16 protein-coding genes are annotated in these 25,739 nt (G+C 42.9%); 6 read left to right on the forward strand and 10 right to left on the reverse strand.

The features are described from left to right. Positions 1 to 11 precede the first annotated feature (11 nt). The 6 genes from B050_RS0114335 to B050_RS22500 all read left to right on the forward strand — a co-directional run bounded on the left by B050_RS0114335 (position 12) and on the right by B050_RS22500 (position 10,049). A complete protein-coding gene (locus tag B050_RS0114335; protein ID WP_018474627.1) occupies positions 12 to 1,640 on the forward strand; it encodes a RagB/SusD family nutrient uptake outer membrane protein in 1,629 nt (542 codons plus the stop codon). 394 nt (positions 1,641 to 2,034) lie between these two features. Next, a complete protein-coding gene (locus B050_RS0114345; protein WP_018474629.1) occupies positions 2,035 to 4,338 on the forward strand; it encodes a GH92 family glycosyl hydrolase in 2,304 nt (767 codons plus the stop codon). Between the two features lie 30 nt (positions 4,339 to 4,368). Then, positions 4,369 to 5,247 (forward strand): ROK family protein, encoded by an 879-nt coding sequence (locus B050_RS0114350; RefSeq protein WP_026235906.1) that lies wholly within the window; start codon positions 4,369 to 4,371, stop codon positions 5,245 to 5,247. A gap of 30 nt (positions 5,248 to 5,277) precedes the next feature. Continuing rightward, positions 5,278 to 6,681, forward strand: coding sequence for a sugar MFS transporter (locus B050_RS0114355; protein WP_018474631.1), 1,404 nt, complete (start codon positions 5,278 to 5,280; stop codon positions 6,679 to 6,681). An 82-nt stretch (positions 6,682 to 6,763) separates the two neighbouring features. Further along, positions 6,764 to 7,276 carry a cupin domain-containing protein gene (locus B050_RS0114360; RefSeq protein ID WP_026235907.1) on the forward strand — a complete coding sequence of 171 codons (513 nt, stop codon included), beginning with the start codon at positions 6,764 to 6,766 and terminating at the stop codon, positions 7,274 to 7,276. Positions 7,277 to 7,712: 436 nt separating this feature from the next. After that, entirely contained in the window at positions 7,713 to 10,049 is a 2,337-nt protein-coding gene (locus B050_RS22500) for an outer membrane beta-barrel family protein (protein WP_018474633.1), read from the forward strand. A 563-nt stretch (positions 10,050 to 10,612) separates the two neighbouring features. Here the strand turns inward: B050_RS22500 and B050_RS0114370 are convergent. From B050_RS0114370 to B050_RS0114420, 10 genes are all read right to left on the reverse strand, one after another. Then, positions 10,613 to 11,983, reverse strand: a complete 1,371-nt coding sequence (locus tag B050_RS0114370; protein ID WP_018474634.1) for a vanadium-dependent haloperoxidase — start codon at positions 11,981 to 11,983, stop codon at positions 10,613 to 10,615. Beyond that, positions 11,980 to 15,294: a VCBS repeat-containing protein gene (locus B050_RS0114375; protein WP_018474635.1), complete on the reverse strand. Its 3,315-nt coding sequence runs from the start codon at positions 15,292 to 15,294 to the stop codon at positions 11,980 to 11,982. The genes B050_RS0114370 and B050_RS0114375 overlap by 4 nt, the downstream gene beginning before the upstream one ends. Positions 15,295 to 15,507: 213 nt before the next feature. Next, complete coding sequence (locus tag B050_RS0114380; RefSeq protein WP_018474636.1) at positions 15,508 to 16,383, reverse strand: ROK family protein; 876 nt, start codon at positions 16,381 to 16,383, stop codon at positions 15,508 to 15,510. 91 nt (positions 16,384 to 16,474) lie between these two features. Further along, on the reverse strand, positions 16,475 to 18,802 hold the full coding sequence (locus tag B050_RS0114385; RefSeq protein ID WP_018474637.1) for a PIG-L family deacetylase: 2,328 nt from the start codon (positions 18,800 to 18,802) through the stop codon (positions 16,475 to 16,477). Positions 18,803 to 18,869: 67 nt separating this feature from the next. Continuing rightward, entirely contained in the window at positions 18,870 to 20,108 is a 1,239-nt protein-coding gene (locus B050_RS0114390; RefSeq protein ID WP_018474638.1) for an ROK family transcriptional regulator, read from the reverse strand. 520 nt (positions 20,109 to 20,628) lie between these two features. Next, on the reverse strand, positions 20,629 to 22,215 hold the full coding sequence (locus tag B050_RS0114400) for a toxin-antitoxin system YwqK family antitoxin (RefSeq protein ID WP_026235908.1): 1,587 nt from the start codon (positions 22,213 to 22,215) through the stop codon (positions 20,629 to 20,631). A 97-nt stretch (positions 22,216 to 22,312) separates the two neighbouring features. Beyond that, positions 22,313 to 22,882, reverse strand: a complete 570-nt coding sequence (locus tag B050_RS0114405; protein WP_018474641.1) for a hypothetical protein — start codon at positions 22,880 to 22,882, stop codon at positions 22,313 to 22,315. A gap of 7 nt (positions 22,883 to 22,889) precedes the next feature. Continuing rightward, positions 22,890 to 23,888, reverse strand: coding sequence for a 3-oxoacyl-ACP synthase III family protein (locus tag B050_RS0114410; protein ID WP_018474642.1), 999 nt, complete (start codon positions 23,886 to 23,888; stop codon positions 22,890 to 22,892). A 113-nt stretch (positions 23,889 to 24,001) separates the two neighbouring features. Further along, positions 24,002 to 24,700, reverse strand: a complete 699-nt coding sequence (locus B050_RS0114415; RefSeq protein ID WP_026235909.1) for an SOS response-associated peptidase — start codon at positions 24,698 to 24,700, stop codon at positions 24,002 to 24,004. 9 nt (positions 24,701 to 24,709) lie between these two features. Beyond that, positions 24,710 to 25,681, reverse strand: a complete 972-nt coding sequence (locus B050_RS0114420) for a YheT family hydrolase (protein WP_018474644.1) — start codon at positions 25,679 to 25,681, stop codon at positions 24,710 to 24,712. Positions 25,682 to 25,739 lie beyond the last annotated feature (58 nt).

A 25,739-nucleotide genomic window follows, 5' to 3' on the forward strand; every position in this document is an offset into this window, starting at 1 on the left:
GAAGAACAATCATGAAAAAATATATAAATAAAATAGCATCCCTGATAAGTCCAGTCTTACTTCTCGGGGGAACTGCCTGTATGGACTTGGAAGAAACCATATACAGCGAATTGTCGAAGGATAATTTTTATAATAATGAGATTGAGGTTATGCAGGGGGTACTAAGACCCTATACGAAGATGCAATCCTGGCTAGCCCCCACCGGCGGTGCTGGCTTTTATTATCAAAGTGAAATGTCTGCCGATCAAGTCGCATGGCCTCAAAAGGGGCGACATGGTTATGATGGTGGTGATCATATTCGGATGCATTACCATACCTGGACCTCGCAAGAGCCTCGAATAAGAAGTGCTTGGTCGTCCATGTGGGAAAGTCTTGGCTATGTAAATTCGGTTCTAGGTGATTTGGAGGGAATAGATTTTGAGGCAATAGGCATGACAGAGCAGGAAAAAGAAGCCATATTTGCCGAGCTTAAGGTCTTGCGTGCTTTTCATTATCTGAAAATCATGGACCTCTGGGGCAATGTGCCGATAGTCACTACCGTAGCGGAGCCCATCAACCCCTCTACAAGCCCTCAGTCGGAAGTATTTGATTTTGTGGAGGCAGAAATCCTCCAGAATATGGAACAGTTGGAGCCGCTATCTCAAGCGATGGTGGGCAGGATAACTAAGGCCACGGCTTATGCCATGCTTTCTGACCTATACCTGAATGCTGAGCGATTCAAAGGGACCGCTATGTGGGACCAATGCATCCAATATAGCGATAAGGTGATCAATGGAGAAGGAGGAGGCCTCACTGGAACGATGGCTTTGGATCCAACTATCCGTGGGGCTTTTGGTCCTGATAATCACCTTTCTCCAGAAAATATATTTCAATTTGCCTTCAGCCGTGAAGGAGGATTCACCTTCAACTGGTCGGGATTTTATTTTGGGTATGGAAATATGGCCGAAGCGCTTAATGTAACCTATAGCGGTTGGAATGCCTTTGTGGTGATTCCCTCAGCCTTTGATAGCTATAGTGAAAATGACCTTCGTAAGGAAGAGTGGTTTCTCTTTGGTCCCCAATTTAAATATGGGACAAATGAGCCTATCATGGCCACCGAGGAATATGAAGGCCAACAATTGGTCTATGTAAATTCCATTCGGAGAAATAGCGAAGGCGCCACTGGAGAAGGAAGTATGACCGAAGGTGATGAAAACAGCGGAGCCAGATTCAATAAATACCAATCTGGTACCAAGGATCAGGAAAATTACTGGGAAAATGATTATGTCATTTATCGCTTGACCGAGATCTATTTCAATAAGGCCGAGGCCCTCATGCGTCAAAACGGAGGGACAGCCAACGCTGAGGCTGTTCAGCTGGTCAATCAGTGCCGAATAAGAGCCTATACGGCAGCGGATTGGGCCCAGGCCCAATATACCACGGCTAGCCTTACCATGGAGGAGCTGCTTGAAGAACGCGGAAGAGAGTTCATTTTTGAAGGCAAGCGTCGCTCAGATATGATTCGGTTCGGAGAGTTTGCAGCGGGAAGCTGGTGGGATCATGAAGCCACCAACGACCCTAATCGTAACCTTCTGCCCATTCCATATGTACAGCTTTCACTTAACCCTAATCTGGTCCAAAATCCAGGATATGGTAGTTAATCCTTAACGCTTATCCATCCCATCTGCTTCGGTAGATGGGATTTTTTTTTATTAACTATTAGTAATACCTCGGTCGGACTTTTTTTTAGGGAAATAAAAATGATCCTTAAGCTTTTATACATTGAAGCAGGGGTAAAATTGGTGATTCTTAGGAGGCTTTAGCCTAAATGGACCTATGATAAATGGGGGATAGTGGCCAATTCTAAAAGCTTCGAATAGAGAAAAAAGCATTTCAATCAAATTCGAAATAATACTAAAAGGGTTTAGCTTTTTAACTTTATGCTAATATATTTGTAAAGTGGAACCTAGTATTTTCTACTTCCTCGACTATTTGTGATGACTTTGCTCTCTTTGAGCTTCATCTCTATTTACGTGTCAATTAACAAAATCCAATATGAAAAAGCTTCTTTTAGGGTTGCTGCTCTTTACTGTGGGCAACTTATCAAGCCAGGCTCAGTCTGATCACCTCATCATGAAAGTGGACCAGCCGGTTGATTTTGTAAGGCCTTTGATGGGTACAGATTCGGATCATAGCCTTTCCAATGGCAATGTTTACCCTGCGATCGCCATGCCTTGGGGGATGAATTTCTGGACGCCTCAGACGGGTAAGATGGGAGATGGATGGGCTTATATGTACGATGCCACAAAAATCCGAGGTTTCAAGCAAACTCACCAGCCGTCTCCATGGATGAATGATTACGGGCAATTTTCTATCATGCCAGTGACTGGAAAAGTTGTATTTAATCAGGATGATAGAGCCAGCTGGTTTTCTCATAAATCCGAAACGGTCAGTCCCTATTATTACTCAGTATATCTTGCAGATCATGATGTGACCACCGAGCTGGTTCCCACCGAAAGGGCCGCCCGGTTTAGGTTTACCTTCCCCGAATCCGAGCAGTCTTCCATCGTAATCGATGCTTTTGATAATGGATCGTCTATTGAAATTGACCCAAAAAATCGTGTGATCACTGGATACACCACCAAAAACAGTGGGGGAGTGCCGGATAATTTTAAGAATTATTTTGTCATTGAGTTTGACAAGGATTTTAGCTTCACACATACCTTTAAGGACAGCCTTCTCCAGCAGGATCTCCATGCCAAATCCAATCACGTAGGAGCCATTATAGGTTTTGAAACCAGCCGTGGTGAGCAGATAAATGCTAAAATCGCCTCCTCCTTTATCAGTATAGAACAGGCTTTTATTAATCTTCAGGAAATCGGAGACCAGGATTTCGAAACCTTGAAGGAACTGGGACGGAAGACATGGAATGAAGAGCTAGGTCGAATTGAAGTTTCTGGTGGGACGCAGGATCAGATGGAGACTTTCTATAGCTGCTTGTATCGCTCTTTATTATTCCCACGGAAGTTTTTTGAATATAATGCGCAAGGAGAAGTGGTGCATTATAGCCCCTATAATGGGGAAGTTTTGCCAGGATATATGTTTACAGATACGGGTTTTTGGGACACTTTTCGCTCCTTATTTCCATTTCTTAACCTGATGTATCCCGAGCTCAATGCTCAGATGCAGGAGGGGCTTGCCAATGCTTATGACGAAAGTGGCTGGCTTCCCGAGTGGGCCAGTCCTGGCCTTAGGAATGTCATGGTGGGGAATAACTCCGCTTCAGTCGTGGCAGATGCCTATCTCAAATATGAGGGAGACTATGATTATGATATCGAAAAACTATATGAGGCCCTGATTCATGGCGCCAATAATGCTGGGCCACTTACCGCCGTGGGCCGTGCAGGAGCTGAGTATTATAAAGACTTAGGCTATGTGCCATATGACGTGGGGATTAATGAAAATGCAGCCAGAACCTTAGAGTATGCCTACGATGATTTTACGATCTATCAGTTGGCCAAGGCACTCGATAAACCCGCAAAAGAAATTGAATATTATAGACAAAGAAGCTTAAACTATAAAAAGTTATTTGACCCGGAAACGAAGTTGATGCGTGGTAAAAATAAGGATGGGAATTTTATGGCCCCTTTCAATCCGTTTAAATGGGGCGATGCCTTTACGGAAGGGAATAGCTGGCATTATACCTGGTCGGTCTTCCATGATATCCAAGGCTTATCGGAGCTGATGGGAGGAAGAGAGCAGTTTGTAGCTCAGCTAGATAAGGTGTTCTCCTTGCCACCGGTGTTTGACGACAGTTATTATGGTGGAGTGATCCACGAAATTCGCGAGATGCAGATCGCCAATATGGGCCAATATGCGCATGGTAATCAGCCGATACAGCATATGATCTACCTATACGACTTTGCGGGTGAGCCTTGGAAAACGCAGTATTGGGTACGGGAAACGATGAATCGGATGTATATGCCTGGCCCTGATGGCTACTGCGGTGATGAGGACAATGGCCAGACTTCCGCCTGGTATATCTTCTCCGCCCTGGGTTTTTACCCTGTATGCCCAGGTACGGATCAATATGTAATTGGCGCACCACTTTTCCAAAAAGCTACCTTGAGCCTCCAAAATGGAAATAAAGTGGTCATCAATGCTCCAAATAATAGTGCGGACAATCGCTATATCCAAGCGGTGGAAATGAATGGTAAGCGCTATGATAATAATTGGCTTAGCCATAAGAGTTTAATGAAAGGTGCCGTGATTGACTTTACGATGAGCGCTGCACCCAACAAAAGTCGTGGCATAGCTCCTGAGACTTTCCCGTATTCCCTTTCCACTGACTTAGACTAATTTTTGACCCTATATTAATTGTAAATTTTGATGACTGAGCAAAAAGTAGTTGGCGTTGACATAGGTGGTTCGCATATTACGGCGGGCGTAGTGGATTTGCACAATCAAACATTGATGGAGGGCACCCTCATCAGGAGAAAAGTAGATTCTACCGCAAAGGCGGAGGAGATATTAAAGGCTTGGAGCGACTGCATATCTGATATTCCGGGGTATCATCCTTCCATCTGCAAGATAGGCATTGCGATGCCTGGACCATTTGATTATGTAGAGGGGATTTCTTTACTGAAGGATCAGGGAAAATATGCCTCTTTGTATGGTATGAACATCAAGGAGGAACTTGCCAGGGCATTGCAAACCTCGACCTGCTGCATCCATTTCGAAAATGATGCTGCCTGCTTTTTGCAAGGAGAGGTTTCCGCAGGTGCAGCACGCCCTTATCAGAAAGCCATAGGCCTTACCTTAGGCACTGGATTGGGAAGTGCTCGATTCCATGGTGACTTCGCTGAAGATGCGGCCTTATGGTGTAGCCCCTTTCGAGGGACCATAGCAGAAGAGTACGTTTCCACCAGATGGTTTCGGGACCAATATTCTGCCAAAGCCGGAAAGAAGATTAAAGATGTGCGTTCATTAGCAGACCTGTCTGCCACTGATGCTCTTGCAAAGGATATCTTCCACGAATTTGGTGAGAATTTAGGTGAATTTCTCTGCAACTTTATCAAAAATGATCAGCCGGAAGTAATTGTACTTGGCGGGAATATCTCCAAAGCTGAGGGATTGTTTATGCCTAGTTTGCAAGAATATTTGCTGAAAAATGGCCATTCTACACCCATTGCAATAACTCAGCTAGGAGAGCAAGCTGCCTTAATAGGCGCTGCTTATAGCTGGGAATACAACCAAAAAGCGATTTAATCTAATACTAACCCCAAATCATCACCGCCCATGGCCTCAATTAATGTGAGCAAGGATGCTCCTCAATCGAATGCTGACTTTGACACAGGGAAGTCATATTCTGGTCCCTTATTTCTAGTGACCATGTTATTCTTCATGTGGGGATTTATCACTTGCCTGAATGACATCCTTATCCCTCACCTCCAGCAGGTATTTACCTTGCAGCATTGGCAGGCGATGCTCATTCAGACTGCCTTCTTTGGGGCTTACTTTATTATTTCTCTGATTTATTACCTGATCTCTATTACCAAAGGGGACCCTATCGGGCGAATAGGATATAAAAATGGAATTATCATAGGGCTCGTAATTGCGGCTATTGGCTGCCTGTTTTTCTATCCAGCAGCAAGTTTTGTGAGTTTTGGATTTTTTCTATTTGCCTTGTTCGTGCTGGCTTCGGGCATCACGATCCTGCAGATAGCAGCCAATCCCTATGTGACCATTCTTGGGAATCCGTCGGGAGCCTCCAGCCGACTGAATATGACTCAGGCTTTCAACTCCCTAGGTACCACTATTGCACCCATCATTGGTGGGTATTTGATATTTGGCACCATAGGGGAGGTTGAGATTTCTGCCGACGCAGTGAAGCTTCCCTATATTGGATTGGCAGTGACCTTATTGGTGATAGCTCTTATTTTCAAGATGTTTAAGCTACCTCAAATCGGCGATCAGGAGGTCGTCGTCTCTGATAGTGGAGCCCTCAAGCACCGCCATTTGCTTTTGGGCGTAGGTGCTATCTTCGCTTATGTTGGTGGAGAGGTGACAGTGGGAAGTAATTTGATTAATTTTGCCAGGCTGCCAGAAATCACGGGCTTGGATGAAGCCGAAGCGAGTCATTATTTAGCGCTATTCTGGGGCGGAGCCATGGTTGGAAGGTTTTTTGGGGCGATAGCCTTAGCGGATTTTAAGAAACCTTCTAACCGATTCTGGCTGATTCTGGGCATTGCCATCTTGGCATTTGTCAGCATATTATATGTATATGAACTGCAGATGGCCTTATATGCATTAGCTTTTATTGCCTTGAATATCTTGGTGATCCTTGTTGGTAGATTCATCCCTAACCGTACTTTATGGTTATTTGGCCTTACGGCAATGGCCTTATTGGTAGTGGGATTACTTACCGATGGCCTGCTGGCTTTATGGGCAATTGTTGCCTTAGGTTTGTTTAATTCCATCATGTTTCCCACCATATTTTCTCTTGCCATCCGTGGCCTGGGTAAATATACCGGTCAAGCTTCCTCCTTATTGGTGATGGCGATCGTGGGTGGAGCCATCGTTCCCCTGGTTCAGGGATTGGTAGCGGATATTTCTGGCAGTGTTCAGCTTTCCTTTGTCGTCCCTCTGATATGCTATCTCTATATAGTATATTATGGAGTGAATGGTTACAAGGTTGAATAATTAGAATTTAAATCTAATGTATGAGGATTTATGTCTGGCAATTCATAATTTTAAGGGTCAATCTATTAAACCGAAGAACAATATGAAGATAGAAAAGAACGCTTCCAAAGAAGAAATTTTTAAACAAATCAAGGACTGGTTGGATTTTAATGAATATCAGGTTGCCGCCGAGGACAGAGAAAGACCTTGGGGTGGTTTTTTTGTTATTGATGAAAGCCAGATAGCTAAATTTAGATCCCAGTTTTTTGCTAGTGTGGACTTTTCGGAAGATCAACTTAAGCAGAAACTTAGCCCCAAAATTTTACTTGTGGGTCCTGAAAAAAGACTTTCCTGGCAATATCACCACCGCAGAGCCGAAATATGGAAATTGGTAGGTGGAGAAGGTGGCATTGTTACCAGCCCAACCGATGAAGAGGGAGAGCTTAAATCCCTAGTCTTAGGAGAGGTCGTGGAGCTTGCCAAAGGCGAAAGACATCGCCTGATAGGAATGGATAATTGGGGTGTCGTAGCTGAGATATGGATGCACACCGACCCTGCAAATCCTTCCAATGAAGATGATATCGTCCGCGTTCAGGATGACTTCCAGCGGAAGTAATCGTTGGATTAGTAAATGAAAAGTATGAGATATGAAATTATTTCAAAAAGTCTCCTGAGGAATTATTTCTAAGGAGACTTTTCTTTTTATTATATCATCATCTTGAATACCTTATAATTATTTGGACAGGTTAAAATTCACATTCAGCACCTTAGTAAGTACTTTTTTTTGGTATTTTGTGTTTATTTATAATTTAAAATTGCTAAATACTTTTTTTCATTATTTTGTTTTGCTTTTATTGCTTGGAGTAAAATGACAATGAGGCTGGTTGGTCATTAAATAGCTTATTAATACTGGTGGTTTTTCCAAGGCTATTACTAGCATATTTGACTCTTGTTTCCCGAAAAGCAAAAACGTGAGGAGTTATAAAAGTTTATTCATTTTTACCTTATTTCTTTTATCCCATCTATCATTTTCACAATCCTATGAAAGAACAGTGATCTATAAAGGGACGGTGACCGATGCTGGAAATAACCCGATAGGGTATGCAACGGTTTCTGTCAATATAGTAGGCAGTGATAGCATGGTTACTGGGGTGGTAACCGATGAGATGGGGAAATTTGAAATTGAGATAAACGCCGAAGGTCCGTTGGAGATAATAGCGAGACATATTGGTTTTGAGGATAAAATCTATCAGGTTTCCGAGGATAATAAAGGGGACTTGGGAAGGATTATTTTGACAGAAAGTGCGCGTGATCTGGAGCAGGTAACCGTACAGGGAATTGGTCCTGTGCTGGAAAGGAAAGTTGACAGGTTGATATTCAATGTGGAAAATAGCATTGTCGCTTCATCGGGCGGGGATGCTTTGGATGTATTGCAAAAAACTCCCGGCATTAGGATTAGTGGAGATGAGGTCAGCATAGTAGGTAAGAGCAGTGTCAAAGTGATGATAGACGATCGGCTATCGCCACTTTCCGGAAAGGATTTAGCAAATTACCTCCGATCATTGACATCCAACGATATATCAAGAGTGGAAGTGATCACTAATCCTCCGGCCAAATACGAAGCTGGTGGAAATAGCGGCTTGATCAATATTGTACTAAAAAAAGCAAAAAAAGATTATATCGGTGGGAATATCCAATCTTCTTATAGACAAAACACCTACCCGACAGGATATCTCGGAGGAGGTTTTACTTACCAAAAGGATAAGTGGTCGCTTTTTTCAAATTTAAATAGCAGATTGGGATCCATTGAAGCAAACGAAAATAGTGTAATTGACCACAGTACCCAAGTATGGGAAGGAGTTTCGAAAATCAGATATTTTTCAAAATTTGTTTCTGGACGAGCTGGAATAGATTATGAGTTGGACGAAAAAAGCACTATTGGCATTCAGTACCTTGGATCCACCAACAGACCAGACAATAATGAAGAGAGCTCAACCTACCTGTTTAATGCTTCCGGTGGACTGGATTCTTTATTGCGAACCTTGGGAAACTCGGATGAAAAAGCATTTTATCATTCGTTAAATGGACACTTCAAAACCAAATTTGACACCGTGGGTAAATCCATGTCCATTGATTTGGATTATTTTATTCATAGAAATGGGTCTGACAGGGTGAATAGCACTAATGTTTTTCTTGCTAGCGGTAATTATATAGAGAACTCAACGGAGACATTTAGGAATACCTCCTTTCAGGATATCGAGTCATTCACTTCCGGGATTGATTTTGAATGGCCTACAGCATTTGCTGATGTTGAATTTGGCAGTAAGCTGTCATTTATAAAAAACAACAGTGAGGTGGGGGCTTTCCGTTTTCAGGAAAATGTATATGTCCTTGATACGGATCTGTCAAATGTGTTTAGGTATAAAGAAAATACCCAGACCATATATGGAAGTGTGGGTAAATCCCTTCAAAAGTGGGACTTTAAAGGAGGTTTACGTCTTGAATTTACCCAGACTGAGGGAAATTCTCTTACTCTTCTAAAGACAAATAAAAATGATTATTATAAACTGTTTCCGACTGCTTACGCCACTTATACTCCCAATGAAAACCATGTATGGTCGATAAATTATGGGAAGCGTATAAACCGTCCGGATTATGCGGACCTGAACCCTTTCCGTTGGTATCCTAATCCTTATTCCTATACAGAAGGGAACCCTTTTCTTCAGCCTTATTTTATTGATAACTTAGAGCTGTCCCATCTCTATAGGAGCAACCTGAACACATCGCTGTATCTAATGAAGCTCAACAATGGCAGTGAGCAGGTCACCCTTATTGATCCTAAAACAGACATTCAGGCGACGATAAGAAGGAATTTTTTGAATGAGCAGATGGTAGGCATTTCCCAATCCTTTACATTTGATAGGGCTAGGTGGTTTGAGAGTTATTTGCAATATGATCTATACTATTCCCGCGTCACCTCCATGCTGCCAAATACGATCGATAAGCAGGAAGGAGCGGGCTTTTACTTTTCGATGGATAATACGATCTATTTTAATTCAGAGAAGACATTTCTTGGAGAATTGAATTTTTGGTATATCGCGCCAGGGGTATCCGGTGTGGACAGAATTTCGAAAAGCTGTGCTGTCGATCTGGGTGTCAAGGCTGTTTTATTGGAGGATCAACTCCATTTAGGCCTTGTGCTTTCTGATATTTTTAAAACTGATCGAAGAACGATTGTAAGTTACGTGGACGGTTTAAGACAGGAATACCGAAATTACTATGATATTAGGCAGCTAAGATTATCCGCCGTTTATCGATTTGGCAACAGCAACCTTAAAAGTAAAAGCAAAAATTTCAGCAATGAAGATGAGAGGGACAGAGCGGAATAACAAAGGAATTTATGTGTGTAGCTGCGCTTTAGATGGCCATAGCAAGGCACTTTATCAATAGCATTTGATTATTGGAACTAGCGGTAGCGGAAAAATAGCTATCATTAAACTCCCAAGAAGTATTATGAATGACTGACTCTGAGATTAAGGACAAAGGATAAATCCTCCTTAATAGTAAGCCTGACCTATGGCGAGATCTTATCAGTGCTGAGTTTATTGACAGATTCCCTCAAAAGAGCTGACTAAAATTGGAGAAAATGGATTGGGACTTAGCAAAGGTCAGATGCAACGCATACTGATAGCCAGAGCAAAATAAAGATCCTGAAATAATTATCCTAGACGAAGTAAGCTCAGCAGTAGATGCTGAAAATGAGAAAATTATTCATGAGAATTTACAGGAGTTTTTTAAGAATAGAACAGTAATTATTATAGCCCATAGGTGAAGCACAGTGAAAAAGGCGGATAAAATAATAGTACTAAAGGAGCGAGTTATTACAGTCTAATCAAAAACCAATTGGATCTTGAAATAGAATCGGATAGATTCCAAATAGATGTATAAACTGTTAATTATTACTAAGAGACTTTGAATCCACATGCCCAATAATGAATTCTCCAATTTTGGCACCTTGGCGGACACCTTCTTCGATCGCATCACGGAAATGGATGCCTCCATACAATCTCGAGATTGCCGCCTCGTCAGAAGCTTGAAGAAAGGATTTAAACTTTCTGGCGGGCAGGCCAAAGTATTCCTCAGAGCTGTCTGTATAGCTGATAGTTTGATCAAAATACCAAGTGAGTAACACGGCGCTGGTTCGCGAGATCACGCTATGTCCACTGGTATATTCAGGGAAGGGTGGAGTCTGGAGGATCGGCCTCCATTGATTATCGATATATTTATTGATGGCCGTCTCGGGACGTATCCGATCACTATCGTACTTTTCTTCCCAGCAGCTAATGAATGCATCATGCAAGCCAGTGGAAACTAAAGCATGTGCCTCCAGGGTCTGGGCGAGGGAAAAGCCTGCCTTTAGAGCGGCAATTCCAGTGATGCTCACCCAGTGACCACCAGGACTGATTTTTTTTAGCCCAATAGCCATATGACCGCTATAGGATACCATAAAAGGGTTACAATCCCAGAAATTAGCGATGAGCCTTTGCTCTGAGGTTAATTTTTTGGAAACACTGTGCACTTCCATCATTTGGGTATAGAAGCTGCTGGTGCTGTCCATATCAAAGGGTGCTGGTGGAATTGGCTTAAATTGGCTGAGGTCTCTCAGGAAGAAAGGCCGTATGGTTCGCCACTCCGGGTCAATCGCTCCAAGGTACGCCGGAGGGGTGGGATACCAGGTTCCTACCTGCTCCGAGGGCGAATATCGTGGCAGTGCACTTAACTGAGAATAACCATCCGTTTTGCTATAGGCAATCACCTGATCGGCAATTTGCTCAGCATAGGATATGCTGGCTACCATTTCCTTTTTGCTCATCCAGCGGTTGACTCTATAGCGCTCCATCAATCGGCCCTTGGCTGCTTCGAGGCGTTTTCCAGAGGGCATTATAGCCTCTCCAATGCGAAGCATACAGTATAAGGCTGCAAAATCAGCTTTTATATCAACCTTCCCAGGCCTGTCGATAATCAGTGGAACGCGAAAACTGCCAGTGAAATTATTAGGTAGTTTTACGGGTTTATCCAGAGCCATATATGCTCCCAAGGTGCTATAAGCATAAAATCTCGCCGCTCCGGTAGGAGCAGTGACATCACTTACCATGATTTGAGTGATCTCAAACAGGTTATCAATATAAAGCTGAACCTGTTCTTTTTCGCTTTGAGAAAATGCTTGTTTCCCGCAGGATAAAAGTACAACCAGCAACAAGCCGAAGGTTTTCAATAGCCTTGATGGAAATAATTTATCAGAATAAAGTAGGGAAAGTCTCATGGTTTTTGTGATAATTTATAGGCTTGAATGCCATAGTTTCCCATCCCAAAGAGAAGATAATCCTCTCCCTGACTGTGGAGAGGAAGGATGGATTTTAGGTCGCCTTTCAGACTTAGACCTGACTCCAGCTGGGATATATAACGGAAATTTCCCTGACCATCACCAAGGAGAACCTGACCATAATTGGCATCGATCACTCCAATTCGCAGTCGGGTATAATGCTGGTTGCCTCCCAGCACCAGATCCAGATTGCCATCTCCATTGATGTCATTGGCTAGAATGCTATAGATCGGAGAAAACTGGGCTTCTATCGGTAGGTTCCTAGGGACAAGCTTCTTGCCGGTGTTTTCGAGATAAATAGATTTGACCTGTGTAATGCTTAATTTCTGGCAGCTAGCTAATTGCTCCTCCGATAAGATGTCCGTGATGCTTGCATTAGAATAGCTTTCATAATCTGTAAAATTACTTCGCATACCATACATCTGATCCAATAGCTCATCTCTGCTCGCAAAGGGATAGGCTTTGCCTTGAATATAACGCACCAATATAGGGTCCACAGAACCGTTACCATCAAAATCCCCATAATAAATGGTGACAGGCTCTTCCTCGCTGGGGTTCATCTGAGTATTCATTCCTAAATTTCCCAATACTAGATCGAGGTCTCCATCCTGATCAAAATCCGCTGTGGTCATCGTGTTCCACAGGCCATGTAATGCTTGGTCTAGCCATATATTGGATTGGTCGGTAAATTCCCGGCCCTCCTTATTGATAAAGATTTTTATGGGCATGCATTCCCCAATCAGGATCAGGTCCATCAGACCATCCTCGTTGAGGTCCAGCCAGCTGGCATCAGTGATCATTCCTAGATCTGCCAGGGCTGGTAAATAGTCTGCTGTGACGTCCTCGAAAGTGCCGTCGCCTAGATTTCTTAGCAGATAGCTGGGGGCTGGCTGAGGATACTTCCCGGGTACGATCCTGCCTCCCACAAATAAATCCTGATCTCCATCAGCATCATAATCTACCGCCGCCACCGTAGCAGTGCTTATTGGCATATCGGGTAGCGCTGCATCTTGGAGTATATATCCTCCATTGCCATCATTTATATATAATCGATCTTGTAATTCCCCTTCGTAGCCAGAGTAATTATGATAACCGCCACTGGCGATATATAAATCTTCCAAATCATCCCCATTCGCATCAAAAAACAACGCGTCAGAATCAGTATGTTTAGGGTCAGATTTGAAATGATCGGAGGGAAGGAATGCCCCGTTGGACTGCTGCTTATATAAGGTTCCGGCAGACCCTTTTGTTCCTCCAGCATACACCCATTTTGGTTTCTCTAAGGCCATGCTGCTGGCTAATACCGGAGCCGTATAGCTTGGCATCACTTGAAGGAGTGGTTGTCTTTTAAAGTCATTGACCTGGCTTTCCGTATATCGGTAAGGAATGGGCGATTCGGTAGCTTGTAGCAAAGGGGGCTGTGGTGCAGATGATGGGGTAGAGGAAAGTGTGGCTAAGGAATAGTCCATGGTCAACTGGGTATCTAGGCTGGGCTGAGCGAGGGTTTGGCTTTTTCCATCTGCCCAGAGCACGGTGACTGAATCCACCAGGGTGTTTTTTGGGATGCCAAAATGAAGAATATGGCTCATGGAGGATTGAAAACCTCGAGTGGGCATTTGGACTTGCTCTTGTAAGGTGGAGCCCTGAAATAAAGTGATTTTCGCCCCTATCCCAGAGGTATTGAGTCCGCTCCCCTTCAGTTTGATTTTTAAGAAATGATTTCCGGGAGCACCAGAATTTTTATAGATAGAAGGGAAGTCATTTAGGTTGTTGACGACGAGGTCCATTTGGCCGTCATTATTAAGGTCGGAATAGGCGGCACCGTTAGAAAAACCCAGATGATCTAAGCCCCATTGAGCCGAGCTATTCTCAAAAGCTAAGTTTCCCTTATTTCGAAATGAATAGTTCTTTAGTGGGGTGGAGGACATGCTGGTGACAAGATCGAGCGTGTCTGCTTTTTCTCTAGCGATCGCTTTCTGGAAATAATAGTCACCCTTGTATTTAAGAAAATCCCTATTGGTATAGTCTCTATAATAGCCATTGGTAATAAAGAGGTCTTTGAGTCCATCATTATCGGCATCAAAGAATAGGGAAGACCAGCTCCAGTCGGTATTGGAGACTCCCGCAAGCTGCCCCACTTCACTAAAAGTGCCATCTCCATTATTGATTTGGAGCATATTCCTCATATTCTGATGATGAAATCCCTCCTGAAGCATCAGATGATAATGCTCGTAATTTTCAGGTCCATAGAGCAGCTTTTGGCGCTTATTGTCCTCTGGCAGCATGTCCAGCGTGAATATATCCTGGTAGCCGTCATTGTTTATATCTGATAAGTCCAGGCCCATGGAGAAATGACTAATGTGTCCTAGGTTTTCCTTCATGGATTCTTGGAAGGTACCGTCTCCATTATTTAGATAGAGGTAATCATGCTCTATATAATCGTTTGACACATAAAGGTCCAATAAGCCATCTCCATTAAGATCGGCAGCGCTTATTCCCAGCCCAAAGCCTAGGGAATTGGAGAAAATGCCAGCTTCCTGAGTGACTTCCACAAAATGGCCACCTTCATTGCGGAACAACTGATCTCCTGCTCGATCATGCTTTTTTGATTTGGCTTCCACGAATTGAAATTCTGTGATGACTTCTGTATTATGGTTTAGCAGATACATTTCCAGATCACCATCTTGATCATAGTCAAAAAATAAGGCTTGGGTACTATTATAGTTGCTGTTCAGACCATACTTACTTGCTTGTTCGGAGAAAGTAAGATCTTTATTATTAATGTACAATTCATTTTGCCGGCTATCGGCATCTCCCTTTCCAGAATAGCACACATAAATATCCAGGTAGCCATCTGCATTAATATCAGCCATGGTGACGCCCGTGGTCCAGCTATCCTTCCCGCTAATCCCTGCTTTTTTGCTGATATCTTTAAACTTAAAGTCTCCGAGATTTTGGTATAAGGCATTTGGACTCATATTTCCCGTTAGGAAGATTTCGTCTAATCCATCATTGTCCAAATCCCCCAAGGCTACCCCACCACCATTATAGAAATATTCATAGGTGAGAATATTATTGGAGGCATCTTCGATCAATTGGTTCTTAAAGCTGATTCCTGCTTTTTTGGCTTTGATAGGGCTGAAGCCAAAAGGCTTTTCCTGAGCAATGGTGTTTATGGGAAGAATAAGAAGCGATACTAAACAGAAAAGGAGGGTGGGGAAGGAATAGGTGCGGGGGTAAATGTCAAGCATTTTTATATAAATAAGGGGATATATGTGTCAGGGTAACTGTAGATCAATATAAAAGGAAAAGCAAACATTTGCAATGAGTTTTCCCAAAAAGAAAATTGATACAGGGCTACTAAATCCTCGCTTAAAAAGAAAAATAGAATAGGGTAAGAAGCGGGGGATTAAGGAGAAAGTTAAAAAAATAAGCCCCCCGAGATTTCAGAGGTCCGGGAAGGCTTATTTGATACTATTTACCGCTGGTGTGCGGTCTTCTTCCACCAATGCTGCAGCTCCCATGATTGCGGAATCTTCCAGTTTGGAGGTGTATATTGTGAGGTTTTCACTTATTGAATGATAAGGAAAGGTGCTTACTGCTTCGTACATTCCTTCCGAAAAGTAAGGGAAGGCTTTACGGATAGAGCCACCAATTACAATTGCTTCCGGGGCATAGGTAAATAGGATGTATTTAATCAGGTTACCAATGTGCATTCCATATTCATGAAACAATTTTAATGCTTCAGGATCACCTTCAGCAGCCTTACTGGCAAGTTTTTTTGCTGTGGTATGGTGTAAATTCCGGAAGAACTTACTGCTGCAATAACTTTCAAAATTGCTGTCTTTATACGGCACTCCACCCCATTCGCCAGCGCCACAGATATAGCCTGTGTAGAGCTCGCCATTGGTGATGATGCCCGTTCCTATACCTGTACCAAGGGTAATCCCCACCATATTCTGGTGATGGTCAGCACCGCCGAACCTATACTCCCCCAATGCAAAGCAATTGGCATCATTATTTATAAATACGGGCTTTTGGAGGGCCTCTTCGAGGTAATCCTTCAATGCCACCTTGGTGAAGGCAGGGATATTTTCCAGGTTATATACGATTCCTTTATTGGAATCTACAAGCCCGGGAATACCAATCCCAATACCATCTATATCATGAGTAAAGTACGATCGTATAAATTCTGCAATTGTATTTAAAATTTCCTCTTGAGTAGCCTGTGAAGGGGTAGGGATCTCCTTTTTTTCTACCAAAGTCCCATCCTTCATTATACCGGCATTGATAGATGTCCCTCCAATGTCCAAACCCAAAATCAGCCGATTTCTTTTCATATTATTTCGTTTATAAAAACCAAAGATATCCGAAAGTTTTAACGCCTTCGGATATCTTATAAACAGTTAGGCGCAATAGGGAGCAGATCGCTTAGATCATTCCTTCGATGGATTTCTCCAGCTCTCTTGCATGAGCGATGAATTCTTCTACATTCATATCTTTGAAGAATATCAGCCCATGACTGGCTCTAACTTTTGCCATATCATGTTGGTAGAAATAATCTTTTCCTAAAAGCAACTGGATATCATTAAGTTGTTTTACCCAAGTACGCTTAGCGATGGTACTGAATTTACCATTATGTGCATAGCTAGGGAAGGAGGCATTCACCTGACTTAGGTAGCAGTTGGCAAAGGAATCTTCCATCACCGATAGATCTCCTAGAGATACTGGGACGATGACATTGGACTCAGATGCTTCGAACTGGAACCATACGTTTCTATAGCCTATGATTCGAAGGTCACTAAGGTCTTTTTCCTTGCTCCACTGACGTACCGCTTCCGCAGTAGCCTGTAGTACTTTATAGTGCGTATCAGGGCCACTTCCTTCCGGATCGAGTGTCAAGCTGATCTTGGTAGGGTTCACTTCTCTGAACATTTCCACGATCGGTTCCACATCACGTTTCTTATCCGGCTGCTCGGTGAAGATATCACCAGTATAGAAACCAAGTCTCAAGTGATGAACATTCTTTACTTTCACTCCAAAGTGAGCCCATACCAATTCTTCCTCAAACTCACGGATCATACCCTTAAGCTTCTGGATTTTTGGTGGATTCTTCTCTCCATCATAAGAGTTTTTCAAGATGGCTAATACATCATTGATCGTCTCACGGAGCTTCTGGCTATTTGGTACCTCGAATATAGACACCAAAGCTCTTACCACTCGGTGACAAAGTCCCCTTTTAATTTGGTCTGGCTCTTCTGAGGCTACATTGGTAAGGTAATGATAGATGTCCTTGTCCATCTTAAGCTTGTAGCCAGTCTGGAAGAAATCTTCATAATTCACCATTTGGATCAGATCCTGGTCCAATAGTTTTTTGGTGTACTGCAAGGTGTCGATCACAAAAGTGTTGGTCACCGCAGTAAAGCCAGAGGTCAATACAGAGAAATGAGCCTCATTTGACTTCTCACTCAGTTGATTGGTGATATGAGGAAGGATACCTAATGAAATATCATCATGGTGAGGTCCTGTGTGAAGTAAAACTTCACCTTCCTCTTTTTCGATTCCCTTGTTCAGCTTAGCAATGGTGCTGTCGATAACCTGCTTTACAGTGTTTTCGGACAAGTTTGGAATCAATGAAGTATAAGGATCGTTTTTCAGGTCCTCAAGTTTCAATCTATTGGCATATTTGCCTAGTTTTTTGCAGAGCTCCAGGATAGACTTTTCAGTTTTAGCCTGAGTCCACTCTCCTTTTTGGAAGTAGCTGTTTACACTGTCGGTAAGCTTAGAAGCAGCACCTTTGGTCAGGTAAAAACGGCCGTTTTTCAATTTCTGAAGAACGGTAGCTGGATAGATATTGTCTAAAGTAGTCTCCAAAGAGTCCTTTACGATCTGTGCTTTAGCTTCTCCGGCAGCGATGATGATGCCTACTGCTTCAGGATTGTAAACGATCGTCTCCAAACCAATGGTGATCACAAGTCTATTGGCAGAAACTTCTATGCCGCCAAGGTCACCTGCTGCAACTGCCTGAGTTTCAAAATTCGTCTCAGTTAGTCGAGTGGTGGAGTATAAGTCACTTCCCCGGGTATTGAAAGCGATGTGACCATCAGGGCCGATTCCCCCAAGGAAGAAACCAATGCCGCCTTTGTCACGGATTTTTTGCTCGTATTCGCCACACCATTTGTCAATCAGATAAATGGATTCTTGCTGAAGTTTCTCCTCCTTAGTAGAGGCTTCGCGGAATCTAAGCGAAAGATCCACCTTCAATGTAGGGAAGATTTCGGAGAAGTGCTTGCCTTCTGCCAAAGTGATGTCGTCAGAATTGATCAAGAGGGCCTTTGCAGGATCTAAACCAAAACCATCAATATAAAATTTGTTCACATAGTGAAAGAAACTATTCGCCTGCTCAGAAGCAATAGGATAGAATTCATCGATTTGAACAAAATGAAGGTCCTTGAGAACTGGTTTTTTAAGGTCAGACATTCCGTATTCCGCACGGATGTCCTGGCCTTTTTTGCTATCCCAATTTTCAAGTAAGAACTGGGTCCACTTGATGAAAAATTCAGGAGTTTTTCCAGTTGGTAAGCTGATCACCCCATCAGGGTTTGCTGCTGCCCACTCGAGGAATCTACATGCTGTCAATAGCCCCATTTTAGGGAAATTGTCCACCATCAGGTATGGGATCTTGGTAGTGATCTCCGTGACACCTGATTCTTTTAAGAAACATTTTTCTACTTCCGATAAAGGATAGTTGCTTAGCATATTAAAATGGTTTTACGTTGATGCTGTTTAAAATGACCCTCGAAGCATGCAGACTTGCAGCCTCAGATCAATTAATGATATCTTCAAATATATTTTCTATCACCACAGCTACTCCTCCCAAGAGTCCTACTTCCTTGCCCAACTTATAAAGGACAAGCTCGGATTTCTCTCTGGATTTGGCCATGCTGAAGATGTTCAATGCTTGTTGTATTGGCGTGATCAGGTATTGCTGGGCTTCTGCTACACTACCACCCACGATGATCAGGTCGGGATTGAGCAATTGGATCAGGATGGAAATTCCTCTTCCGAGGTCCAGCCCTACATCCGATAGGATGGTGATAGCTCTTTGGTCGCCTGCCAGTGCGGCATCCACGATCAGGGAAGGGTCTATATTCTCACCACGCTCGCGCGCCATTCTGCTCAGAATAGAATCGGTATCCTTAGTAATGGCATCTTCCGCCATACGAACCATCGCCGTGCCTGAGGCCACCGCTTCCAAGCATCCTTTTTTGCCACAAGTACAGGAAATCTCCCGTGATTCGAAAATAGGAGAGTGGCTAAACTCGCCTGCAAATCCTGCACCGCCTCGGTATAACTTGCCGTCTATGATGATGCCAAGGCCAATGCCCCAGCCCACAAAGATGCCCAATACGTTATTGTACTTCTGATCCTGACTGAACTTAAATTCGGCCAAGGTCATCGCTCGGGCATCGTTCTCAATAAAGACTTTCTTGTCAAACCTGCCTTCAAAATTCTCTACCAAGGTCTTCTTGCCAAACTTTAAATAGGTATGGTTGATGCCATTTACGGAATCTACCAATCCTGGCATGGACATACCTATGGCGATGATCTTGTCATTGGCTACTCCGGACTCCTGCATATAGGTTTCCATGAAGTCGGAAATCTTGTCAAAGGTACTCTTTTCGTTATTCAGCGTGATCTTAAACGTACCCGTCTCTGTCACGGCCTTATTAGAGCTGTCATATATGGCTGCTCTTATCGAAAACTTACTGATATCTAATGATAATACATAGAAAGAATCTGAACCCAGTCGGTAAAGGTCCGGCTTACGCCCACCTTGGGATTCTGCCCGGCCTTGCTTTATTAGCTGGCCACCTTGAATCAAATCAGTCAAGAGGGAATTGACAGTCGGTAAACTGATCCCCACCTCATTGCATATCTCACTGGCAGTATTGCTGCCATTCGTATATAGATTCTTGATGATTTTGATCTTGTTCAGGTAGTTTTTAATTTCAACTACTCCTTCTTTTTCTTCTAGATTTTTTTTTGGATCTATTAAATTCATTTGTTGCTTTATTTATTAGGGTATTCAAATAAACAAAATATACCCCAATTTAAAAAATACTTTTATAAAAAAATTAAAAAAGATTTAGAGGTTTTAGGTAAAATATTATTTGGCCTCCAGATTTGACGCTAGGCTTGTGTATAAATATAAGGCAATGCCATAGTGATTTTTGCCTTTTTTCCGAAGTCAATTGCCCCCTGAATAGTCGTAATTTATATTTTTACCCTCTTAATCTTATGATATTTAGGTCTAAAGGTGACTTAAAGTTTTTTTTGCCCTGCTTATGTATAATAAAATTGCGTGTGCCTAAAAGGGAGATTTCCTGAAGGATAGAGCCGCTCAAATTGATAAAAGCAAGAATAAAAAAAATGATCAATTAGTCAAAAAAAAATTATGTGGATCAGACTTTTAGGAATGGGTAGAATTTTCTACCAAAGCTTTAGGCAGAAAGCACCATTTTTAAGGGCATAAAAAAACCGAAATCATTTCCTTAAACTAGGTGTATGATTCCGGTGCTAGATTATTCAAACATCTGGAAAGGTAAATCCACTTGTGGGATTTTGTCAGGAATGATCTCGTCATCCTTATAAGTGATGATTTCATGTAGTTTGCCTGATCTATTAAAATAAGTCCAACGTCCTTGTCGCTTGCCTTCATCCATCATTCCAGAGGAGGCTATTTTGCCATTGTCATGATAATAGGTCCATTTCCCATCTGGTTTGCCAAAATTATAAGTGCCTTCAGATTCTTTATTTCCATTGACATAATAGGTGTATCGGCTTCCGTCTCCATCTTTTAGCGTGCCCTTGCCTAAGGTGTCTGTTCCTTCGTAATTATTATATTGACTGATATTCATCAGACGGCCATTGCTCCATTCTTCCTCTTGGGTCAGCTGCTTATTGTCGTAGAACAGTCCCCAGGTGCCGTCCTCGAAGCCATAGAAATAGCTTCCTACGGACTTAAGCTGGCCACCATCATAATAATAAAACCATTGGCCATGCTCAGAGCCCAATTCATATTCTCCTTCTCCTATCAGGATTCCGATTTTATTGAAGTATTTCCATAGACCACTTTTTACACCGTTTTTATATTCGCCAATAGAATAAAGTTGCCCATCGGCATAGAAGCTTTTCCACAGACCAGTCTTGATCCCATTGCTATACTGGCCACGAACGGATGGGGATTCGTCCTCGTGGTTTTCTATATAGTCGCCAGTAGGCGCTCCAAGCTCATAGGTTTTTCTTTTTGCTAAGTTCTTATTGGAGAAAAATTCCTCCCAAGTGCCTATCGGGATATCATTTTCGTATTTCTCTGTGCGGGCGATTCTTTTATTTTCATAATAGTATTTCCAGGTTCCTGATTTATTACCATTCTCATCGTAATATTCTTCAGCGGCGAGGATTTTGGTGCCTGGAAAGTAAGTTATCCATTCACCCACCTTGGTACCCATGTCATATTCTCCGATCTGCTCCAAAACATTATCGAAGGAATACCTCTTGAAAACTCCATGAGGTTCATTGTTTTTATAATTGACCTCTATCATGAGTTGGCCATCGGCAGAATATTCTAGGTAAGGGCCTTCCAGTTTGTCCTCCTTATAGGCGTTTTTTATGGCCAATTGGCTGTTTTCATAATAGGAAAGCCATTCCCCCTCTTTCTTGCCATTTTTATATTGACCTTCTTTTTTTATTCTTTTGCCCAGATTAAATCCATATACAGGGGAGTCGGAGCCATAGAATTCAATGTATTCACCTGTGGCTACGCTGTCCTGGTAAGTGATTTTTTGGATCAGTTCCCCGCCAGCATCGTACTGCAGATAGGCTCCGTTTAGCTGGTTGTCTTTGTATTCGGCCACCTTGCTTTTGACTCCATTGGGATGGTAAGTAGTCCAGCTGCCATCTTTCTTTCCCGCTTTTAGATAGCCTTCTTCCAGGAGTTTATTAGTCTGGGGAGACCGTAGCTGCCATAGGCCTTCCATCTTGCCATTTTCGACCACACCTATCCCCACTATGGTGGAATCTTTATTGTACATTTTTACCGATTGACGCTGTCCAAATACGTGTGAGACAGAGAGTAATAGGGTACTTAGGAGCAGGAGGTATTTCATATATATTTAGGAATATTGTCTTCTAATTATCAGTAAAATAGGTTTACGGTTAGCATTTCACCAGGGTTCTAAATTATCATTTATTCATGAGAAAAGATTAATTTCCCTCATGGATATTGACAATCATCGACCATTCCCGCTGCAATAAGTCCAATAATTGGGCTGTGTCAGTGGGATAAGATAGCTGCTTAATCAACTGTATATGATGGTATTTTGTTAGGTGCTTGCTGAGATTTTCAGCATCCGGGATACTAGTTTTTCTTCCCTGGCCGATGATCCCGGCATAGTCAAAGGGAGAACCGGTCTCGGTGATTTCGAAAGAAGCCGCCTGATAGGCTTTGTATTGCCGAGGACTAAGGGTATTATTTTGGCCCATAAATACAAGAAGGTAGAGACCATGGCCCCACCAGTTCATAATCCTAATATTAAACCCTGAATGCTTGTCAAAATCCCTGATAATATCCAACACCTGATAGGGGCAATGTTGCAGAGCATTACCCTGACTTATCTTTACGCCCTTCTGATCGGCATGAAGAGCGAATAAATTGGTCTCGTTTATTTTATTGCCCAAATCCGAAAATACGTGGATAAACTGCTCCCTCAATTGGTGGATAGAATGAAACAGCCCTTCGTCGTTCAGGATATTTAGGTTCAGCGAATTGTCCATAGGATCACTACCAGTTCAATAATACCGATCCCCAGGCGAATCCGCTTCCAAAGGCTGCCAAGCAAATCAGGTCTCCGTCCTTGATTCTTCCTTCTTCCCAAGCTTCACTGAGGGCCAAAGGAATGGTCGCAGCGGTGGTATTCCCATAATGCATTATATTATTAAATACCTTTTCGTCTGGCAGACCTAGTTTCTGCTGTATATATTGACTGATTCTTAAGTTGGCTTGATGTGGAACGAGGAGATCGATATCTTCTACGGTTTTATTATTGGCCTGTAAGGCCTCCAAAATTACCTCGTTGAACCTTACGATGGCATGCTTAAACACCACATTACCATTCATCTGCATCCTGAAGCTATCATCATTGACCATTTCTGGAGCCAGGCGGACTTCCCTGCTGCTGCCTGGATCCTTTAGATAGAGCTCCTCGGCATAGTCACCGTCGGCATGTAAATGAGAGGAAAGGATGCCAGATTGAGCGTCGGTGGTCGCTTGAACGATAGCTGCGCCTGCACCATCTGCGAAGATTACTGCATTTCCCCTGCCGGCAGTGGACTTATCAAGTGCTGAAGATTGGATCTCAGCGCCGACCACCAAAATAGTTTTGTACATGCCAGTTTTGATGAACTGATCTGCGATCGAGAGGCCATAGATGAATCCGGAGCAGGCATTGCGAACATCTAAAGCGCCTATTCCTTGCAGGCCTATCTCACGCTGAAGGAGTACGCCATTGCCAGGGGCAAAATAATCAGGTGTGCTGGTAGCAAAAATAATAAAATCTACCGTGTCAAGAGTGATGCCTGCCCTTTCGGCGGCCATCACGCTGGCTTTGGCTGACATATTAGCGACAGTATCTTTTCCAGGAGTAAACCATCTCCTTTCATGGATGCCGGTGCGCTCCACAATCCACTCATCACTTGTTTCCATGATTTTGGTAAGATCATCATTGGTGACCACCTGGTCAGGAACATAATGTCCCACACCGATTATTTTGGATTTATTCATGGTATTCTAATTAAGATGTTGAAAAAAAGCTATTGTCTTCCAGCCCTCGCCCTAAAGGTGAGGACTGTTGGAAAGTAAAATTACACAGCTTTGGCCAAAAATTATTTAAAATATTAACCAAATAGGGTGTAATTGCCAAATTGATCCATAGGGCTGGTTTTTCGAATGAGGTATTCAGAATCGTTGGTAATAAAATTCACATTGGGTGAGACAGGGTAGGTGGTCATTTTGTCCTCGGAATAGGTGCTTAGCACTGACTGAAGTTGTTCGGGACTGCTATACTTATCTAACCATATTTTTTCTTGCCCCTTATCCAGGATGGCAGGCATGGTATCGCCAAAATCCCGATGCAAGGGATTGGCAGGGACCGTGAGGATGATAAAAGTATGATTGATCTCCCCATTTTCATTTTCATACTCCTCCCATAAGCCGGCAAAACTCATCAGGCGATCAGGAGGAAAAACAAAGCGATGTGGAATTTTAGTTTTTTTACCGATTTTTTTCCAGGCATAATAACCATCGGCAGGTATGATACATCTTCTGCGCATAAAGGCCGATTTGGTGGCCGCCTTAGTGGCTGCAGTTTCCGCAGCAGCATTTATATACTTTAGAGACAATGGCTTGTTTTTAGCAAACCCCGGCGTGGTGCCCCAGTAAAAATGCGAAAATCCCGCAGGACTGTCAGATGTAATAACTGGGAGCAACTGGGTCGGGGCTATATTATACCTGGAATGGAAATTTTCCAGCATTTCGGATCCAAATCGTTGTTCTAGTTGCTCCTTAGAAGCGCCTAATGTATATCGTTCGCACATGGTTATTAGCTAGTTTGGTGTAAAATAATCATCCCTAGTGATAAATTCAAGTGCTCTTTTTTCAGACCAATAAATTTGGTTCCTTTTCAGTGGTCTGAATCCCACATGACCACCTGTATCAGGAAACTCCATAAATACATTATCGAGTTGGCTGGCGAGGGCTTTAGGGAAGCAGTGATCGCTCAGGAAAGGGTCGTTTAAGGCATTAATGACGAGTGTCGGGGTTTTGATCTTAGACAGGAAATGGATAGAGGAGCACTGTTCATAGTAGTCTTTGGCGCCAGTGAAACCATGAAGAGGGCCAGTGAAGACGTCATCAAAATCCTGCAGGGTCTTTACCGAGGCCAGCGCAGCTTCATTGAGTTGCTCTGGGAAGAGTTTCGCCTTTTGCCGGACTTTTTGCTTGAGCGTTTTCAGGAATCGGTTGGAGTATATGATATTTTCTCCCGTGCTTATCTTATGACAGCTGGATTCCAAGTGCAAGGGAACAGAGATGGCGACCGCCCGGTGGATGGGCAGTGGGTCGGAGAGTTCTCCCAGATACTTTAAGGTGAGGTTTCCTCCTAAGCTAAAGCCGATAAGGTTTACCTGATCATAGCCTGCCGCGGCATGGGAGATGACGGTTTGGAGATCGTGTGTGGCTCCCGAATGATAGAATACCGGGCGCTTATTCATGCTTCCACTGCATCCTCTGAAGTTCCAGCATAGCACATCGAAACCATTTTGGAAAAAATGTTTGGCCATTCCTTTCATATAAGGACGCTGACTATCTCCCTCCAAGCCATGACTTAGAATGATGAGTTTTGGGTGATTATTTCTCAGCCAATCAAGGTCCAAAAAGTCGCCGTCGGGCGTGTTAATTCTTTCTCTTTCAAAGGGTAAGGAGATGTTTGGCCGGAATAGTGCGGGGATGATCGTCTGCAGGTGTCCATTGAATAATATCGGAGAACCTGAATATTTTGATGAAGGAACTAAAGGCATTATTTGATTAATCGAAACGTTTTCATGATATTCCATCTTGAAATTACCATTATTAAAT

The sequence above is a fragment of the Echinicola pacifica DSM 19836 genome, assembly GCF_000373245.1.
Taxonomy (GTDB): Bacteria; Bacteroidota; Bacteroidia; order Cytophagales; family Cyclobacteriaceae; genus Echinicola; species Echinicola pacifica.

Coding starts and splice junctions, on each gene's coding strand:
- B050_RS0114390 (WP_018474638.1), bottom strand. CDS start 20,108: ATGAATTTAATAGATCCAAAAAAAAATCTAGAAGAAAAAGAAGGAGTA.
- B050_RS0114355 (WP_018474631.1), top strand. CDS start 5,278: ATGGCCTCAATTAATGTGAGCAAGGATGCTCCTCAATCGAATGCTGAC.
- B050_RS0114405 (WP_018474641.1), bottom strand. CDS start 22,882: ATGGACAATTCGCTGAACCTAAATATCCTGAACGACGAAGGGCTGTTT.
- B050_RS0114375 (WP_018474635.1), bottom strand. CDS start 15,294: ATGCTTGACATTTACCCCCGCACCTATTCCTTCCCCACCCTCCTTTTC.
- B050_RS0114370 (WP_018474634.1), bottom strand. CDS start 11,983: ATGAGACTTTCCCTACTTTATTCTGATAAATTATTTCCATCAAGGCTA.
- B050_RS0114420 (WP_018474644.1), bottom strand. CDS start 25,681: ATGCCTTTAGTTCCTTCATCAAAATATTCAGGTTCTCCGATATTATTC.
- B050_RS0114380 (WP_018474636.1), bottom strand. CDS start 16,383: ATGAAAAGAAATCGGCTGATTTTGGGTTTGGACATTGGAGGGACATCT.
- B050_RS0114345 (WP_018474629.1), top strand. CDS start 2,035: ATGAAAAAGCTTCTTTTAGGGTTGCTGCTCTTTACTGTGGGCAACTTA.
- B050_RS0114400 (WP_026235908.1), bottom strand. CDS start 22,215: ATGAAATACCTCCTGCTCCTAAGTACCCTATTACTCTCTGTCTCACAC.
- B050_RS0114360 (WP_026235907.1), top strand. CDS start 6,764: ATGAAGATAGAAAAGAACGCTTCCAAAGAAGAAATTTTTAAACAAATC.
- B050_RS0114350 (WP_026235906.1), top strand. CDS start 4,369: ATGACTGAGCAAAAAGTAGTTGGCGTTGACATAGGTGGTTCGCATATT.
- B050_RS0114410 (WP_018474642.1), bottom strand. CDS start 23,888: ATGAATAAATCCAAAATAATCGGTGTGGGACATTATGTTCCTGACCAG.
- B050_RS0114335 (WP_018474627.1), top strand. CDS start 12: ATGAAAAAATATATAAATAAAATAGCATCCCTGATAAGTCCAGTCTTA.
- B050_RS0114415 (WP_026235909.1), bottom strand. CDS start 24,700: ATGTGCGAACGATATACATTAGGCGCTTCTAAGGAGCAACTAGAACAA.
- B050_RS0114385 (WP_018474637.1), bottom strand. CDS start 18,802: ATGCTAAGCAACTATCCTTTATCGGAAGTAGAAAAATGTTTCTTAAAA.